The organism is Actinomycetospora sp. NBRC 106378 (assembly GCF_030269685.1).
Classification (GTDB): domain Bacteria; phylum Actinomycetota; class Actinomycetes; order Mycobacteriales; family Pseudonocardiaceae; genus Actinomycetospora.
The window spans coordinates 1-15597 of the sequence record NZ_BSTT01000014.1 but is presented as its reverse complement, the minus strand read 5'-3'; the positions used below and the strand labels follow the sequence as shown (position 1 = coordinate 15597).

General features: G+C 73.3%; 13 protein-coding genes and 1 rRNA gene. 5 read left to right on the top strand and 9 right to left on the bottom strand.

Annotated elements, in window-relative coordinates; genetic code table 11:
- The first annotated feature begins 10 nt into the window (after positions 1 to 10).
- Entirely contained in the window at positions 11 to 418 is a 408-nt protein-coding gene (locus QSK00_RS24215; RefSeq protein WP_285594967.1) for an SRPBCC family protein, read from the top strand.
- Positions 419 to 520: 102 nt separating this feature from the next.
- On the opposite strand, the gene QSK00_RS24210 is transcribed toward QSK00_RS24215, so the two are convergent.
- On the bottom strand, positions 521 to 1132 hold the full coding sequence (locus QSK00_RS24210; RefSeq protein WP_285594966.1) for a mycothiol-dependent nitroreductase Rv2466c family protein: 612 nt from the start codon (positions 1130 to 1132) through the stop codon (positions 521 to 523).
- Positions 1133 to 1237: 105 nt separating this feature from the next.
- On the opposite strand from QSK00_RS24210, the gene pepN reads away from it, so the two are divergent.
- A complete protein-coding gene (gene pepN / locus QSK00_RS24205) occupies positions 1238 to 3802 on the top strand; it encodes an aminopeptidase N (RefSeq protein ID WP_285594964.1) in 2565 nt (854 codons plus the stop codon).
- A gap of 99 nt (positions 3803 to 3901) precedes the next feature.
- Here pepN and QSK00_RS24200 read toward each other — a convergent pair whose 3' ends face one another.
- From QSK00_RS24200 to QSK00_RS24185, 4 genes are read right to left on the bottom strand one after another with little or no spacing between them, the layout of a single operon-like run.
- Positions 3902 to 4423 (bottom strand): DUF5130 family protein, encoded by a 522-nt coding sequence (locus QSK00_RS24200; protein ID WP_285594962.1) that lies wholly within the window; start codon positions 4421 to 4423, stop codon positions 3902 to 3904.
- Positions 4410 to 4658: an aa3-type cytochrome oxidase subunit CtaJ gene (gene ctaJ, locus QSK00_RS24195; RefSeq protein ID WP_285594960.1), complete on the bottom strand. Its 249-nt coding sequence runs from the start codon at positions 4656 to 4658 to the stop codon at positions 4410 to 4412. The genes QSK00_RS24200 and ctaJ overlap by 14 nt, the downstream gene beginning before the upstream one ends.
- Before the next feature lie 50 nt (positions 4659 to 4708).
- A complete protein-coding gene (locus QSK00_RS24190) occupies positions 4709 to 6166 on the bottom strand; it encodes an amidase (RefSeq protein ID WP_285594958.1) in 1458 nt (485 codons plus the stop codon).
- A 26-nt stretch (positions 6167 to 6192) separates the two neighbouring features.
- Positions 6193 to 6870 carry an HNH endonuclease gene (locus QSK00_RS24185; protein ID WP_285594956.1) on the bottom strand — a complete coding sequence of 226 codons (678 nt, stop codon included), beginning with the start codon at positions 6868 to 6870 and terminating at the stop codon, positions 6193 to 6195.
- Positions 6871 to 7001: 131 nt separating this feature from the next.
- Between QSK00_RS24185 and QSK00_RS24180 the strand changes: the two genes are divergently transcribed.
- From QSK00_RS24180 to QSK00_RS24170, 3 genes are all read left to right on the top strand, one after another.
- On the top strand, positions 7002 to 8075 hold the full coding sequence (locus tag QSK00_RS24180) for a mechanosensitive ion channel family protein (protein WP_285594955.1): 1074 nt from the start codon (positions 7002 to 7004) through the stop codon (positions 8073 to 8075).
- Between the two features lie 13 nt (positions 8076 to 8088).
- Positions 8089 to 8472, top strand: coding sequence for a globin (locus QSK00_RS24175; protein WP_285594954.1), 384 nt, complete (start codon positions 8089 to 8091; stop codon positions 8470 to 8472).
- Between the two features lie 78 nt (positions 8473 to 8550).
- Positions 8551 to 9246 (top strand): dienelactone hydrolase family protein, encoded by a 696-nt coding sequence (locus tag QSK00_RS24170; RefSeq protein ID WP_285594951.1) that lies wholly within the window; start codon positions 8551 to 8553, stop codon positions 9244 to 9246.
- A gap of 4 nt (positions 9247 to 9250) precedes the next feature.
- Here QSK00_RS24170 and QSK00_RS24165 read toward each other — a convergent pair whose 3' ends face one another.
- The 4 genes from QSK00_RS24165 to rrf all read right to left on the bottom strand — a co-directional run.
- Positions 9251 to 9943 carry a DUF8185 domain-containing protein gene (locus tag QSK00_RS24165; protein ID WP_285594949.1) on the bottom strand — a complete coding sequence of 231 codons (693 nt, stop codon included), beginning with the start codon at positions 9941 to 9943 and terminating at the stop codon, positions 9251 to 9253.
- Between the two features lie 5 nt (positions 9944 to 9948).
- A complete protein-coding gene (locus QSK00_RS24160) occupies positions 9949 to 10383 on the bottom strand; it encodes an acyl-CoA thioesterase (RefSeq protein WP_285594947.1) in 435 nt (144 codons plus the stop codon).
- Positions 10380 to 15242 (bottom strand): NAD-glutamate dehydrogenase, encoded by a 4863-nt coding sequence (locus QSK00_RS24155; RefSeq protein WP_502872076.1) that lies wholly within the window; start codon positions 15240 to 15242, stop codon positions 10380 to 10382. The genes QSK00_RS24160 and QSK00_RS24155 overlap by 4 nt, the downstream gene beginning before the upstream one ends.
- A gap of 247 nt (positions 15243 to 15489) precedes the next feature.
- Positions 15490 to 15597, bottom strand: a 5S ribosomal RNA gene (gene rrf / locus QSK00_RS24150); the annotation flags it as partial.

Genomic DNA, 15597 nt, shown 5'->3' with positions numbered 1-15597 from the left:
AGCCGGGACGATGGCTGACTTCAGCTCCACCACCACGGTCGACGCCTCACCCGACGACCTTTTCGCCTTCCTCTCCGACGTCGGCAACCTGCCCCGCTACTTCGCCCGCATGACCAGCGCCGAGTCGACCGGCGGCAACGCCGTGCACACCACGGCCGAGCTGCCCGACGGCTCGCAGGTCGAGGGTGAGGCCTGGTTCGAGGTCGACCGCGACGCCCAGCACATCAGCTGGGGCGCGGAGGGCAGCAGCGAGTACCACGGCTACCTCGACGTGCGGCCCGCCGAGCACGGCGCGACCGTCGAGGTCCACCTGCACACCACCCGCGTCGAGGCCGGGGACCACCAGGTCCAGAACGGCGTCGACGAGACCCTCGACCGGATCAAGACGCTCGTGGAGGAGCAGGGCGTCGCCGCCTGACCGGGCTCGACGGCGGGTGGCCGCGCCACCCGCCGTCGAGAAGGCTCCGATCGGACCCGGCGGCGGGGAGCCGACCCGCCGCCGGGTCGCCGGGGGATCGGCTCAGTCGAAGGAGAGCTCGGAGTCGCGGGTGCGCTTGAGCTCGTAGAAGTGTTCGTAGCCCGCGAGGAGCTTCGCGCCGTCCCAGACCTGGCCGGCCTGCTCGCCCTTGGGGATGCGCGTCATCACGGGGCCGAAGAAGGCCGAGCCCTCGACGTGGATGACCGGGGTGCCCACGTCCATGCCCACGGGGTCCATGCCCTCGTGGTGGGACTTCTTCAGGGCATCGTCGTAGTCGGTCGAGGTGGCCGCCTCGGCGAGCTCCGGCTCGAGGCCGACCTCCGAGAGCGCCTTCGCGATGACGTCGTCGAAGTCCTTGTTGCCCTGGTTGTGGATCTGCGTGCCCATCGCGGTGTAGAGCGGGGCCAGGATCTCGTCGCCGTGCTTCTGCGCGGCCGCGATGCAGACGCGGACGGGCTTCCAGCCCTCCTCCATCATCGCCTGGTACTTCTCGTCGAGGTCGCGGCCGGAGTTCAGCACGGACAGGCTCATCACGTGCCAGGCCACCTCGATGTCGCGGACCTTCTCGACCTCGAGGACCCAGCGCGAGGTGATCCACGCGAACGGACACAGCGGGTCGAACCAGAAATCGACGCATGCCTTCTCAGTGCTCATGGTTCCAGGCTTCCCTCGATCGACGGCAGGTATCCCGGAGCAACGGTTCGAGGTACAAGTGTCTTCCCGGCGGTCGGCGACGGGCCGCGCGGATAGGGTGCGGACGTGGCTGCTCCGAACCTGACCAGGGACGACGCGCGGACCCGCGCCGAGGCGCTCGAGGTCGACTCGTACCTGATCGCCCTCGACCTCACCGACGACGCCGCCGGACCCGGCGAGTCGACGTTCCGCTCGACCACCACCGTGCGGTTCCGGTCCACGACGCCGGGCGTGGCGAGCTGGATCGACATCGTCGCGGCGGGCGTGCGCAGCGCCGTCCTCAACGGGGTCGCCCTCGACGTCTCCGGCTACGACGAGGAGAAGGGCATCGCCCTGCCCGACCTCGCGGCGGAGAACGAGCTCGTCGTCGACGCCGACTGCCGGTACATGAACACCGGCGAGGGCCTGCACCGGTTCGTCGACCCGGTCGACGGCGCGGTGTACCTCTACAGCCAGTTCGAGACGGCGGACGCGAAGCGGATGTTCGCCTGCTTCGACCAGCCCGATCTCAAGGCCACGATCACGCTGACCGCGCTCGCGGCGCCGGACTGGCACGTCATCTCCAACGGGGCCCTCTCCACGACGACGACGCTGGACAACGGCGCGGTCCACCACGCCTTCGACACCACGGCGCGGATCTCGACCTACCTGGTCGCGCTGATCGCCGGACCGTACGCCCGCTGGACCGACACCTACGTCGACGAGCACGGCGAGATCCCGCTCGGCATCTACTGCCGGTCCTCGCTGGCCGAGCACATGGACGCCGACCGGCTGTTCACCGAGACCAAGCAGGGCTTCGGCTTCTACCACCGCAACTTCGGGGTGCCGTACCCCTTCGCGAAGTACGACCAGCTGTTCGTGCCCGAGTTCAACGCCGGCGCGATGGAGAACGTCGGCGCCGTGACGTTCCTCGAGGACTACGTCTTCCGCAGCCGCGTCACCCGCTACCTCTACGAGCGGCGCGCCGAGACCGTGCTGCACGAGATGGCGCACATGTGGTTCGGCGACCTCGTCACCATGCGCTGGTGGGACGACCTGTGGCTGAACGAGTCGTTCGCCACCTGGGCGTCGGTGGTCAGCCAGGCCGAGGCCACCGAGTACCGCAACGCGTGGACGACGTTCGCGAACGTCGAGAAGTCGTGGGCCTACCGCCAGGACCAGCTGCCCTCGACGCACCCCATCGCGGCGGACATCCCCGACCTGCAGGCCGTCGAGGTCAACTTCGACGGCATCACCTACGCCAAGGGCGCGTCGGTGCTCAAGCAGCTCGTGGCCTACGTGGGGCAGGACGAGTTCCTCGCCGGCCTGCGCCTGTACTTCTCCCGCCACGCCTACGGCAACGCCACCTTCGACGACCTGCTCGGCGCCCTGACCGAGTCCAGCGGCCGCGACCTGTCCGGCTGGTCGGCGGAATGGCTCCGGACGACGGGTCTCAACGCGCTCTCGCCGTCGTTCTCGGTGGGCGCCGACGGCACCTACGCCGAGTTCGCGGTGCTCCAGGGCGGCGCGAGGCCCGGCGCCGGCGAGACCCGCACGCACCGCATCGCCGTCGGGATCTACTCCCCCGACGAGGCCGGGAAGCTCGTGCGTGTGCACCGCACCGAGCTCGACGTCACCGGGGAGCGCACCGAGGTACCCGAGCTGGTCGGCGTCCCCGCCGGCGCGCTCGTGCTGGTCAACGACGACGACCTGACCTACTGCACGATGCGCCTCGACGAGCGCTCGCTCTCGACACTGATCGAGCGCATCGGCGACGTCGCCGAGCCGCTGCCGCGCACCCTGTGCTGGTCGGCGGCGTGGGAGATGACCCGCGAGGCCGAGCTGCGCGCCCGCGACTTCGTCGCGCTGGTCGTCGGCGGGGTCGCCGCCGAGACCGAGGTCGGCGTCGTGCAGCGGCTGCTGCTGCAGGCCCAGACCGCGCTGGCCTCCTACGCCGACCCGCAGTGGGCGGTGGAGCAGGGGTGGCCGTCGTTCGTAGCGACGCTGCTCGAGCTCGCCCGGACCGCCGAGCCCGGCTCCGACCACCAGCTCGCGATCGTGAACGCGCTGTCCGGCTCGGTGCTCACGCCCGAGGCGCTGACGACGCTCGCGGGGTGGCGGGACGGCTCCGCGCCCCTCGAGGGGCTCACGGTCGACACCGATCTGCGCTGGCGCCTCCTGCACGCCCTGGTGGCGCACGGCGCGGTCGGCGAGGCCGAGATCGAGGCCGAGCTGGCGCGGGACAACACCGCGACCGGGCTGCGCATGGCCGAGCGGGCCCGCGCGCTGGTGCCCACGCCCGAGGCGAAGGCGACCGCCTGGCAGCGGGCGGTCTACGACGACACCCTGCCCAACGCCATCAACATGGCGATCATCATGGGCTTCTCGCACCCGTCGCAGGGCGCCCTGCTCACCGACTACCGCGAGACGTACTTCGCGGCGGTCGACGAGGTGTGGGGCCGGCGCTCGAGCGAGCAGGCGCAGCCGACGGTGCAGGGGCTGTTCCCGTCGTGGGCCGTGGAGCGGGCGACTGTCGAGGCGGCCGACCGCTGGCTCGCCGACGAGCACCCCAGTGCCCTGACCCGCCTCGTCACCGAGGGCCGGGCCGGGATCGTCCGCGCCCTGGCGGCGCGGGAGGCGGACCGGGGCTAGGCCGTTCGGCCGCACCCCCCGAACGAGCGAACGGCACTCTCGCGCACATAGATGTTGCGAGAGTGCCGTTCGTGCAGGACGGGGCCTGGGCCGACCGGACTAGTGCTTCGACCCCGCGTGGTCGCCGAGCACCCGCAGGCCCTCGACGATGCCGCCGACCAGGTCGGACTCGCTGAACGACGAGACCATCGCCATGACACCGAGCTTGGCGCCCCGGTCGTCGACACGGCGGCAGGACTCCTCGCCGGTCACGACCTCGACGACCCGCTCGCCGGGCGACACCGCGATGAGCACCGCGTCGTCGGCCTGCTCGCCGAGGGCGGCGTGCAGCTCCTCGGCGCGCTCCCGGGAGCGCCCCCCGAGCTCGCCGACCCAGACGCTGAACAGCAGCCCGGTGTCGGCCGAGGTGCGGGTGAGCGCCTCGTCGATCCGGGAGAGCTGCGAGGACGAGAAGGGCACCTTCTGGTCGTCGGCGAGGACCTCGGTGGCCTCCGAGATGCGACCGGACGCGGTCGGCACCCGCGAGTGGCCGTAGACCGGGTCCTCGGCCAGCCCGGTCTCGTTGATCATCGGCGTCTCGCCGGGGCGCGCCTGCGGGCGCGCGAGTTCACCAGGTGCCACGTGCGCCTCCTCGGGCGGTGCGGGTCGCGGTCGCGCCGACGGCCTCCACGGTCGGCTCGGGCAGACCGGTCCCCTTGGGGTTGCCGATCCACCACAGCGCCTCGTGCGGCCAGTCGTCGCCGGCCCGGTAGGACGCTGCCTTCCCCTTGCCGCGGATCGCGGTCAGCGCGAAGAGCAGGAGCAGCGCGACGACCGGGATCACCGCGTAGATCAGGATCGTCTCGATCGGACTCACGGCCCGAACCGTAGTGGAAAGCAGCTCCGACGTCGTGTCGTAGGTCCTCCTCACCACACCGGGGGACGACGGTGCGCCCACGGCGTCGCGGCCTCGAGCTCCGCGCCCAGCGCCAGCAGCACGTCCTCCTCGCCGCGGCGGCCCCGCAGCGTCACCCCGACCGGGAGGGTCACCCCGTCGACCCTCGGCCACCCCGTGGGCAGGCCGAGGGCGGGCTCGCCGGTCATGTTCGCGATCGCCGTCCAGGGCGTGAACGCGACCTGCCGGGCGAAGTCGGTCTCCGGCCCGTCGGCGGAGAACCAGCCCACGGGGCGGGGCGGCAGGGCCACCGACGGGGTGAGCACCGCGTCCAGCCCGGCGCGGTCGGTGACGATCCGCCGGGTCGCGACCTGCACCGTCTGCAGGGCCCCGAGCGCCGCGATCCCGGAGACCTCGCGCCCGCGCGCCCGCAGCAGCCGGGTGAGCGGCTGCAGCCGGTCCTCGTCGGCGGGGTCCACGGGGTCGGCCAGCGCGAGGGTCGCCCAGAGCGTGAGGAACGCGGCGACCACCTCGTCGGGCAGCCGCACGTCCACCGGCTCGACCACGTGGCCGAGGGACTCCAGCACGCGCGCCGTGTCCTCCGCGGCGGCGACGCACACCGGGTCGACCGGCGCGCCGGTCCACACCGGGCCGAGCAGCCCGGCCAGGTCGCCGTAGGGCACCGTCGTGCAGAGTCCGATCCGGCGTCGCGGGCCGTCCCCGCGGCGCACGACGCCCAGGTACCCGTCCTCGGGAGGGCACCGCGGCACGAGCGGCTCACCCGGCCAGCTCCGGTCCCCGCAGAGGACGTCGAGCAGCGCCGCCGCGTCCGCGACCGTCCGCGCGAGCGGTCCCGCCACCGAGAGCCCTGCGGGGTCACCGGCCGCCGGGCCCGCCGGGACGCGCCCGCGGGTCGTCTTCAGACCGACCAGCCCGCACACCGACGCCGGGATGCGGATCGACCCGCCGCCGTCCGAGCCCTGCGCGACCGGCACCACCCCGGCGGCGACCGCCGCGGCCGCCCCGCCCGAGGAACCCCCGGCCGACCGCGTCACGTCCCACGGCGTCACCGCGGGCGCCGCGCCCGCCGGCTCGGTGTAGCAGGGCAGGCCGAACTCGGGCACGGCGGTCTTGCCGAGGCTCACCGTCCCCGCCGCGCGCAGCAGGCCGACGAGGTCGTCGTCCGTCTCGGGCACCCAGTCGCGGTAGATCACCGACCCGCGTCCCGTACGTACGCCCGCCGTCGCGGTGAGGTCCTTCACCGCGGTCGGGACGCCCCACAGGCTCCCCGACCTCGCCCCGTCCGCGACCGCCGGCTCCCGCGCGGCCTCCCGCGCCCGCTCCGGGGTGAGGAGCGCGAACGCCCCGAGGCGCGCGCCGAGGGTCTCGGCGCGCGCCAGGGCGTGGTCGACGACGTCGAGGACGGAGGTGTCCCCGCGCCGCACCGCCTCGGCCGTCTCCAGTGCCGTCAGCTCGTGCAGGTCGCTCACGTCGGCCGATCATGCACGCTCGACCGCTACGCCGCGCTCTCCCCCAGGTAGGGCAGCCACTGCGGGTCGGCGTCGACCAGGCCGGCGAGCAGCCGCCAGTGCCGCCCACGCGGCGCCGTCGGCATCGTCCGCAGCGGCCAGCCGAGCTCGGCGAGCAGCTTGTCGGCCTTCTTGTGGTTGCACCGCGCGCAGCACGCCACGGTGTTCTCCCAGGTGTGCGTGCCACCTCGGCTGCGCGGCACCACGTGGTCGATCGTCTCCGCCTTGCCCGAGCAGTAGGCGCAGCGGAAGCGGTCGCGGTGCATGAGAGCCGCCCGGGTGAGCGGCACCCGCGCCCGGTAGGGCACGCGCACGAAGACCCGGAGCCGGATCACCGAGGGGACCTCGACGGCGCCCGTCGCGGAGTGCAGGACGAGGCCGGAGGAGTCGCCGTGCACGACGTCGGCCTTGCCGCAGATGAGCAGGACGATGGCGCGCCGCAGCGGCAGCGCCGTGAGCGGTTCGTAGGTGGCGTTGAGGAGCAGGACCCGCCGGCGGCCCAGGAACGGGGCGGGCGCGACCGGGGCGGCGACCGTGACGTCCGGGTCCACCTCGGCGGGCGCCTCGGGGACGAGCGGGACGACATCGGGAGGTTCGGTCCGCACGCTCGGCCCCTCGACCCCGCTGACCAGCGGCGTCACGGTCCTGAGTTGTCGTTCGGCCACACGACCACCTCCCACCGGGATGTGGGCACAGTCGACCACATCCGGGGACGTCGTGCACCTGTGATAGAGGATCGTTCACCGGCCGGATCCATCGCGACCGAGATCCATCGCGGTCCGTATCGTGCCGGGACGTGCTGTTGCTTCCCGGCATGATCGACCAGACGCCCACCCCGACGCCGTCGCCGGGCTCCACCACCTCCGTGGTGCCCGGCGTCCCGGTGGACGCGCCCTCGTGCGCCGCCGACGTCGGCTCGTTGTGCGCGCGGGTGTTCCAGTACACCCACGCGTCGTGGCTCTCGCGCTCCGCGGACGCGATCGTCTCCCACGCGGTGACGACGATCGTGATCCTCGTGGTCGCCGTGGTGCTGCGATCGGCGCTGCACCGGGCCATCACGCGTGTCGTTGACGGCGCGAGCTCCGGGCGCGTGCCCCGGCTCCTGCGACCGCTGCGCGACCGCGCCGCGGCGAGCCTGCGGGAGTCCGCGCCGCAGATGGTCGAGCGGCGCTCGCAGCGCGCGCAGGCGATCGGCTCGGTCCTGCGCTCGTTCGTGACGCTGATCGTCTACGGCGTCGCGTTCACGCTGATCCTCGGCGAGTTCGGCGTGAACCTCGCCCCGATCATCGCCTCCGCCGGCATCCTCGGCGTCGCGATCGGCTTCGGCGCGCAGAACCTCGTGCGGGACTTCCTGTCCGGCATCTTCATGATGCTCGAGGACCAGTACGGGGTCGGCGACGTCGTCGACCTCGGGGAGGCCACCGGCACCGTCGAGGCCGTCGGCCTCCGGGTCACGACGTTGCGCGACATCGCCGGGACCGTCTGGTACGTCCGCAACGGCGAGGTCCTGCGCGTCGGCAACTCCAGTCAGGGCTACTCGGTCGCCGTCGTCGACATCCCGGTCGGGCACTCCGCGGACGTCGACGACACCTCCGAGCTCGCCCGGACCGCGGCCACCGAGGAGTGCACCGAACCCGCCATCGCCTCGAAGGTGCTGGCGCCGCCGGAGATGCTCGGGGTCCAGTCCGTGACCGCCGAGGGGATCCTGCTGCGACTGACGATCCGGACCCGGCCGGGTGAGCAGTGGGCCGTCCAGCGCGCGGTGGCGGGCGCGGTGAAGTCGGCCTTCGACGACGCCGGCGTCCCCGCCCCGACCCCCTTCGGCGCGAGCCCGACCGCAGCGACGGCGCACCGGTCCACCCGCCCGTGAGACGGTGGAACCCGTGAGCAGTCCCCAGACCTTCTACGACGCGGTCGGCGGCCACGACACCTTCCACCGGATCGTGCACCGCTTCTACGAGCAGGTCGCCGACGACCCGGTCCTGCGTCCGCTCTACCCCGAGGAGGACCTCGGGCCCGCCGAGGACCGCCTCCGCCTCTTCCTCGAGCAGTACTGGGGCGGCCCGCAGACCTACTCGCAGCAGCGTGGGCACCCCCGCCTGCGGATGCGGCACGCGCCGTTCCCGATCGGTCCGCTGGAGCGCGACGCGTGGCTGCGCTGCATGAAGGTGGCCGTCGACGAGGAGAACCTCGAGCCGGAGCGACACCGCCAGATCTGGGAGTACATGGAGATGGCCGCCATGTCGATGATGAACAAGTCCTTCTGAGCCTTCGCGCAGGACGACGCTGCGCCGCCCAGCCGTCGTCGCGCGTGGGCGCTGCGCGCGCGGGGAACTCGGTCGGCGATGACCGAGAACCCGCTCCAGAACGTCTCCTTCCCCTCCAACGGACGCACCGCCCACGGCTACCTGGCGCTCCCCGAGTCCGGCACCGGACCCGGCGTCGTGGTGATCCAGGAGTGGTGGGGGCTCACCTCCCACATCGCCGACGTGACCAACCGGCTCGCGGCCGAGGGCTTCGTCGCCCTCGCCCCCGACCTCTACGGCGGCACCACCACCCACGACTCCGACGAGGCCGGGCAGCTCATGCAGGAGCTCCCGGTCCAGCAGGCCGCGACCGACCTCGCGGGTGCCGTCGACTTCCTGCTCGAGCACGAGGCGGTCGTGGGCCGCAAGGTCGGCGCGGTCGGCTTCTGCATGGGCGGCGGGTTCGTGCTCGTCCTCGCCGCGCAGCAGGGCGACAAGATCGGTGCCGCGGTGCCGTTCTACGGCGTGCTGGGCGAGGACTACCCGAGCTTCGAGAAGCTCTCCGCGCCGCTGCTCGGCCACTTCGGCGAGCAGGACACGATGGCGACCCCCGACGCCGTGAAGTCCCTGGCCGACCGCATCGAGGCCGAGTCGGGCCACCGCCCCGACTTCCGGCTCTACCCGGCCGGCCACGCGTTCTTCAACGACGAGAACCACATGGGGACCTACGACCCCGAGCAGGCCACCATCGCCTGGAACGAGACGCTGAACTTCCTGCGGGCCAACCTCCGCTAGGTCCTCACAGCAGCGGCAGCTGCGCGCGGCGGCGTCGGACCACGGCGCCGCCGCGCGCGTCGAGCCGCAGCCACCCGCCGTCGGTCGACACGCGCACCACGTCGTCCCCGCCGACGCCGGACCCGACGAAGCCCATGCCCGACAGGGCGAACACGCACCGCATCGGCACCCGCACCTCGAGTCCCGACGCCTCGTCGGTCACGGTGAGCACGACCTGGTCGAGCAGCGCCGCCGAGGGCCGCCCGCTCGGGTCGCCGGACCGCGCGGCCGCGACGCCCTTCTCCGCGAGCCCGTCCACGACCTCCGACGGCACCTCGCCCACGACCTGCCAGCGCGCGTCGGGCCGCAGCGGCGGGAGCGGCCCGCGCCACCGCTCGTCCACCGACGTGCCCGGTTCCACCGACGGGCCGCCCGCGACGGCCAGCGCCGCCAGCAGGTCCGACCCGACCACGGTGACGTCGGACGGGTCGAGCGTGCCCGGTGCGCTGCGCGTGACGAGCGCGTCGAACGGCGTCGGCGCGAACGCCTCGACGGCCGTCCGCTCCCCCGGCCGCACCCGCAGGCGGACCACCACGGCGGGGTCCAGCCGCACCGCGCGCCCGATGAAGCCCGCGAGGTCCTCGCGCTGCGCCGCGTCCGGGATCGACAGCTCCGCCCCCGTCACCCGGGTCGAGCTCCGCTCCGCTGCGTCTCCCATCCCGATCATCCCGTGACCTCGTACCGCTCCAGGAAGGAACGCTCGTCCTCGGTGAGGCGGCGCGGACGTGCGGCGGCGAGGTCGTAGGGCACGAGCTGGGTGTCGGCGGTGACCGCGGGCTTCGGATCCCAGCCACTGCGGTCGTCGGGAAGCAGCAGTTCGTACCCGACCGTGAACGACGCCGCCCGCAGCGAGTGCGCCCACATCCGCGCCCGGACCCCGCGGCGGGTCCACGGGATCGGCCGCCGGTAGCGTACGTCCACCCGCGCCACGAGCAGCCCGGCCTCGAACGCCGCGACGCCCTCCCGCGCGGCGGCGTCGAAGAGCAGGGCCGTGCGCGCGTCCTCGAGCAGAGTGACGACCTTGGCGTGGTTGACGTGCCGGTACGGGTCCTGATCGGACCAGCGCACCGGGACGTCGACGTCGTAGGTCGTGCTCATCGCACCATGCTCCGGATCTGGCGGGCGGCCACGGACACCGTGGTCAGGTCGGTTCGTCCGGAGCGGGCGATCTCGGCCAGCGACGTGCGGGCACGCATCAGTCGCGAGGCGTTCGCCTGCTCCCAGTGCGCGATCTTCTCATCCGCCGACTCGCTCTCGTCGGTGTCCGCCAGCACGTCGAGCGTGACGGCCCGCAGCGAGGAGTAGAGCTCGTCGCGCAGCGAGAGCCGCGCCAGCGCGTCCCAGCGGTCCCGCCGCGACAGCGACGCGACCACCGTGAGCAGCCGGTCGATCCCCAGGTGGTCGGACACGGCGTAGTAGAGCTCCGCGACCGCCCGCAGGTCGTCAGGATCGTCGTCGTGGTCGGCTTCCGCGATCTCGGTGATCTCGGTGACGTCGAGCAGCCCGAACCCGTAGAGCCCGCCGACCACGCGCCCGGCCAGGTCGGCCGGTGCGCCGAGCGCGACCATCGCGTCGACGCGCTCGGCGAGCCCCTCGGCCTCGGTGCCGCGCAGCAGCCCGGCGACCTGCGGCCCCAGGGTCGCGACGGCGGGTGAGAAGCGCTGGATCTCGGCGCCCATCGCCAACGGCTGCGGCCGGTGGGTCAGCAGCCACCGCGCAGCCCGGTCGAGGACGCGCCGCGACGCGAGGGTCAGCCGGTCGGCCGCCCCGGTCGGGAGGCCCGCGGCCGTCGCGTCGGCGATGTCCGCGGCGAGCGTGTCGAGCCCGAACACCCGGGTCGCCACCTGGTGGGCGCGGACGGCGTCCGCGGGCGTCGCGGACACCTCCGCGACCAGGCGGTGCACGTAGGACAGCCCACCGCCGTCGACGACCTCGTTCGCGACCATCGTCGTGACGATCCGGCGGCGCAGCGGGTGCGCGGCGATCGCGGACGGGTAGGTCGAGGCGAGCACCGACGGGAAGTAGTGCGGCAGCCGCCGGGTGAACACCTCGGCGTCGGGCAGGTCGTCGGCGGCCAGCGCCTCGGTCAGGTCGAGCTTCACGTGCGCCATCAGCTGCGCGAGTTCCGGCCCCGTCAGTCCCTCCCCGGCCTGACGGCGGGCCTCGAAGCCCTCGGCGTCGGGCAGGACGTCGAGCTCCCGGTCGATCCGGCCGCGGGCCTCGAGCTCGGTCACCTGCGCCTCGTGGACGTTGAGCATGTCCGCGGCGTGCGCGCGGGCGACGCCGAGCACGTCGTTCTGCGCGACGTTGTCGGCGAGGACCAGCGCGGCCACGTCCTCGGTGGTGGCCGCGATCTGCTCGTCGCGCTGCTCCTCGGCGAGCTCACCGCGCTCCACGAGCGAGTCGAGCAGGATCTTGATGTTGACCTCGTGGTCGGAGCAGTCCACGCCTGCGGAGTTGTCGATCGCGTCGGTGTTCACGCGGCCGCCGGCCCGCGCGTACTCGATGCGCCCGCGCTGGGTCAGGCCGAGGTTCCCGCCCTCCCCGACGACCTTCACCCGCAGCTCGGCGCCGTTCACCCGGACCGCGTCGTTGCCCTTGTCGCCGGCGTCGGCGTTCGTCTCCTCCGTCGCCTTGACGTAGGTGCCGATCCCGCCGTTCCAGAGCAGGTCGACGGGGGCGCGCAGGATCGCGCGCATCAGTGCGGTCGGGTCGAGCGGCTCGGTGCTCCCCAGCCCCAGGGCCGCGGCGACCTGCTCGGAGATCGGGATCCGCTTGAGCGTCCGCGGGTACACCCCGCCCCCGGTGCTGATGAGCGACCCGTCGTAGTCGGCCCACGACGACCGGGGCAGCTCGAAGAGCCGGCGGCGCTCGGCGAAGGACGTCGCGGGGTCCGGGTCGGGGTCGAGGAACACGTGACGGTGGTCGAACGCGGCGACGATCCGCAGGTGCTCGGAGAGCAGCATCCCGTTGCCGAACACGTCGCCGGACATGTCCCCGACCCCGACGACGCTGATCTCGTCTCCTCCGACGTCGCGCCCGAGCTCGCGGAAGTGGCGCCGCACCGACTCCCAGGCGCCGCGGGCGGTGATGCCCATGGCCTTGTGGTCGTAGCCGACCGAGCCCCCGGAGGCGAACGCGTCGCCCAGCCAGAAGCCGCGCGAGATCGCGACCTCGTTGGCGATGTCGGAGAACGTCGCGGTGCCCTTGTCGGCGGCCACGACGAGGTAGGTGTCGTCGCCGTCGTAGCGCACGACGCGATCCGGCACGACGACCTCGGCGTCGGCCCCGTGGTTGCTGCGGTCGTCGACGAGATCGAGCAGGGCCCCGACGAACAGTCGGTAGCAGGCGACGCCCTCGGCGCGCTGGGCGTCGCGGTCGGCCGCGGGGTCGCCGGTAGGGGCCGGCGGGCGCTTGACCACGAAGCCGCCCTTCGCGCCGACCGGCACGATGACGGCGTTCTTCACGGCCTGCGCCTTCACCAGCCCGAGGATCTCGGTGCGGTAGTCCTGCAGCCGGTCCGACCAGCGCAGCCCGCCGCGGGCGATCGGCCCGAAGCGCAGGTGGACGCCCTCGACCCGGTTGGAGTGCACGAACGTCTCGATCGCCGGACGTGGCTCCGGCACCCCGGGGACCTGCGCCGGGTCGAGCTTGAAGGCGAGGACATCGCGCGGGGTCCCGTCGTCGTCGTGCAGGAAGTAGTTGGACCGCAACGTCCCGCGGACCAGGCCCAGCAGGGCCCGCAGGATGCGGTCGGCATCGAGACTCGTGACGGCGTCGATGGCGCCCTCGACCTGCGCGTCGAGCTCGGTGACCCGGGCTCCCCGGTCGGCGCCCTGCTCGGGGTCGAACCGCGCCTCGAACAGCCGGACGAGCCCGACCGCCACGTCGGGGTGCGCGACGACGACGTCGGTGATGTAGCTCTGCCCGTAGGTACCGGCGATCTGGCGCTGGTACCGGGCGAGGGCGCGCAGCAGGCCGGCCTGGCGCCAGGTCAGCCCGGCGGTGAGCACCAGGGCGTTGAAGCCGTCGGTGCCGACGCGGCCACGCCAGATCTCGGTGAAGGCCTCGGCGGCGCGCCGGGTGAGGTCGTCGTCCTGGGCCGCCGCGGCGCCGAGGCGCATCCGCAGCCCGAAGTCGTTGATCCACGCGGTCCGGCCGTCGCTGCGCCGCACCTCGTAGGGGCGCTCGTCGACGACCTCGACGCCCATCGACTGCAGCACCGGCAGCACGGTCGACAGGGTGATGCGGCGGTCGACGAGGTAGAGCTTGAGGCGCCGGTCGCCGCCCTCGGGGTCGAGCCCGTCATCTCCGTCGTCGCTGGGACGGTAGAGGCGCACCGCGAGGTCGTCGGGTCCGGAGAGACCGTCGAGCACCAGTAGGTCGGCGACGCCGCGCTCGGGTGGGAAGTCCTCCTGGTAGGCCTGGCTGAACGGCTCCCCCACCGCGGCGATCGCCGCCCGTTCACGGGGGCCGGCGGCGGCCCGCAGGCGGTCGTCCCAGGTCCGCGTGGCCTCGGCGAGCTCGGCGGTCAGGGCCGCGACGTCGGGGCGGACCGGCTCGCGCTGCCCGGTGTGCACCGTGACGTGCAGCAGGGCGAGCTGGTCCTCGGTGACCCGCGCCGTGTACTCGATGTCGGCGCCCTCGAGGCGGTCGCGCAGGAGCTGCTGCATCCGCAGGCGGGCCGCCGTCGTGTACCGGTCCCGTGGCAGGTAGACCATCGCGGAGAAGTACCGACCCCAGCGGTCCCGGCGCAGGAACAGCCGCACCCGTCGGCGTTCGGCGAGGGCGAGGACGCCGGTGACCGTCTCGTGGAGCGAGGCCCGGTCGGTGCAGAGCAGCTCGGCGCGCGGATAGGTCTGGAGCACCTCGAGCATCCGTTGGCCCGACCACGACTCGACCGGCAGTTCGATCCGGCTGATCACGTCGGTCACCCGCCGGGAGACGACGGGGATGCGGGTGACGTCGGCGCTGCGCGCGGCGACGGACAGGACACCGAGGAACCGGTGCTCACCGACGACGCGGCCGTCCTCGTAGTGCTTCACCCCGACGTAGAGGGGGTGGACCGGGGCACGGACCGTCGAGCGGGCACCGGCCCGGGTGAGGACCAGGAGCACCCCCTGCTCGCCGACCGTCTCCTCGCGTTCGGTGAGGTCGGGTCCGGCGGTGAGGGTGCGGGTGTAGTCGGTGTCGTGCCGCAGGATGCCGAGTCCGTCGGAGTCCGCCCCGCTCGCGGGACGGTAGCGGTGGCCGAGGAACGTCAGGTTGCCGTCGGCGAACCACCGCACCAGGGCGACGGTCTCGTCGGTGCGGTACCCGGCGACCGGCGGCGGCGTGGTCTCCAGCGCATCGGCCAGCCCACGCGCCCGGTCGAGCATCCGCTCGCCGTCCTCGACCACGGCGCGCACGTCGGCGAGCACCGACGTCAGCCGGTCGTGCAGGTCCCGGGACAGGTCCCGCACGGACTCCGACGTCGCGTCGGCCTCGAGCTCGAGGTTCATCCACGACTCGGCCACGGTTCCCGACGGCGGGTGGGTCGGGTCCGCGTCCGGGCACACCTCGAGCAGCGCGCCACTCGTGTCCCGTCGGACCACGACCACGGGGTGCACCACGCGGTGGACCGTCGCCCCGGTCCGCGAGAGCTCCGCGACCACCGAGTCGATGAGGAACGGCATGTCCTCGGTGACGACGAGGACCGCCACCCGGTCGGGGTCGGGTGCCTGCAGACCGGGTGCGAGTTCGGCGCCGGCTCCCAGGACCGCCGTGACCGGCCGGCCGGGGACACGCAGCCGGGCGAGGCTGCGATGCGCCCGGACCGTCGCGAGCGCGTCCTGCGGGTCCCCGGCGATCTCCCCGGGCCCGACCCCGGCGAAGTACAGCGCCGCGAGGTCACCGAGCTGCTCGTCGTCGCTCGCCGCCGCGCGCAACGCGTCGAGGTCGAGGGCCGGCGGGGTCATCGCGTCGGTCATCGGCGGGTCACCGCCGACGGCGGCGGACAGGGTCCACTCCACGGCGTGAGCACGTCGGCCACTGTAACGGCGCCGTGACGGCGTAGGCCGATCCGCCGGACGGTGGGCGGACGTCCAGGTGACGCCGCGAGTCGTCTCACGTGGCCCGTGGAGCAGCTCTCGACGCCACGACCCCCGGAAACACGAAATCCCCCGCAGTGTGCTGCGGGGGATGGTGTGTGGGGGTGGTTGGGTGTTCCGGCGGTGTCCTACTCTCCCACGACCTGGCGGTCGCAGTACCATCGGCGCTGGAGGGCTTAGCTTCCGGGTTCGGGATGGGACCGGGCGTTTCCCCTCCGCTGTG